We start from the raw sequence: 1522 nt of genomic DNA, 5'->3' as shown, positions 1-1522 counted from the left end.
ACATTTGGGTCACCGAAAATTTTGTTTAAGAAAGCCATATAGTTTAACAAAAAACGTGTTCAAAGCAGGTCTAGTATACCTGAAAAATTCGAGATCGGCAAGCCTGCCGTTCTCTGGCAGCAAAAATCAAAAAGACAAATTACTAAAACCCCAAAAGCTGGACTTCTTCCTGAAGCTGGATACCCAGCTCGTTGCGAACCCGCATCTTGATTTTAGAAGCGAAAATCACGACATGCTCGGCCTTGCCGTCACCGGTATTAATCATATAGGCGCAGTGTTTGGGTGAAACTTGGATACCGCCAATTTTTTCGCCGGCGTAACCGAGTTTGTCCAGAATAAAGCCGACCGGCAGTTTGCCGAACTTGGTGGCCTGAGCGTATTGCTCTTCGGTAATATCCAGCGCGCGCATGACTCGGGCTTTATCAACCTCCACTCGACTCAATTCAATATTTTTAAAAATACAGCCGGCACTCGGCTCGGTCGGTAAATGTTTCCGGTTTTCAAGCGTTAAAGCCGCGGCCGCGGTCATTTCTTTGGGAGTTGACCGTTTGAGCTGTAAATTCACGCGCAATAACACGCCGGGTTGATCTTTAAAAATACTATGCCGGTACGTAAAATGACAATCCGAATTACTTAATGTTTCAACTCGGCCGTCACGATATATCTCAACCGTGTCTACCACATCCTTTATTTCCTGGCCAAACGCGCCGGCATTACCCCGAACCGCGCCGCCAACGCTGGACGGAATTCCGGCCAGCTTCTCCAAACCAGAAAGCCCGGCTCGCGTGGTGAGGGTAACAAGTTTTTGTAAATCCGCGCCGGCCTCGGACATCGCTCGCTCATCTTTCAACTCAATAATACCGTCAGTCAGCTTGACGACCAAGCCGTCAAACCCCTGGTCGGCAACTATAACGTTACTGCCCAAGCCAATCACGGCAAAACGGATGCCAAGTTGATCCGCGGCCTGACAAGCCTTGAGGAGCTGGTCGCTATTACGGGCGATAAAAAAATACTTGGCCGGCCCACCAATTTTAAACGTGACTTGATTTGCCATCGGCTCATTTCCCTGAACCGTTTCGTCTATGAGCTGTTTGAGTTTTTCAAGCATATGCCTGATTATAGCGTATTTTAGAGTATTTTCAAGTTGAGTGGATAACTGGTTGATAACTTTACCTTGACCCAATCAAAACCAAGGACTAAGCTAGAAATTACTCTTCTTTCAAGAGTCGGTTCTGGCTAATGCTTACGGTCAGACCGCGGTTTACGAGTCAAGCGCGAGAGAGCGAAATGCCGACCATGTCGGCAGTGGGCCCACAACAAAGGTTCGTAACTTCCAAACGGCCTTTCCTCCGGGCCAGAATCGAACCGGTCGCTTTATCTCGACGCCCTCGTAAACCACCCCGGCTCGCGGTTATTGTGAGTTTAAGTCAAGGTGGACGCGACTAACGGTACCCACGGGGTATCAGCTCCAAAAACCGCAGTTGTTGGTGGAGAAGCGGCGTTCCAGCCCTTGGGCAAAACA

At 48.9% G+C, this 1522-nt stretch carries 1 protein-coding gene; it reads right to left on the bottom strand.

Going from position 1 to position 1522, the window contains the following annotated elements; all coding sequences use genetic code 11:
* Positions 1 to 142: 142 nt before the first annotated feature.
* On the bottom strand, positions 143 to 1108 hold the full coding sequence (murB, locus tag VGA08_03815; GenBank protein ID HEX9679720.1) for a UDP-N-acetylmuramate dehydrogenase: 966 nt from the start codon (positions 1106 to 1108) through the stop codon (positions 143 to 145).
* Between the last annotated feature and the right edge of the window lie 414 nt (positions 1109 to 1522).

This window comes from Candidatus Saccharimonadales bacterium (assembly GCA_036397795.1).
GTDB lineage: Bacteria > Patescibacteriota > Saccharimonadia > Saccharimonadales > DASWIF01 > DASWIF01.
The sequence above is the reverse complement of the archived record's forward strand: the minus strand, read 5'-3'. Positions and strand labels throughout refer to the sequence as shown.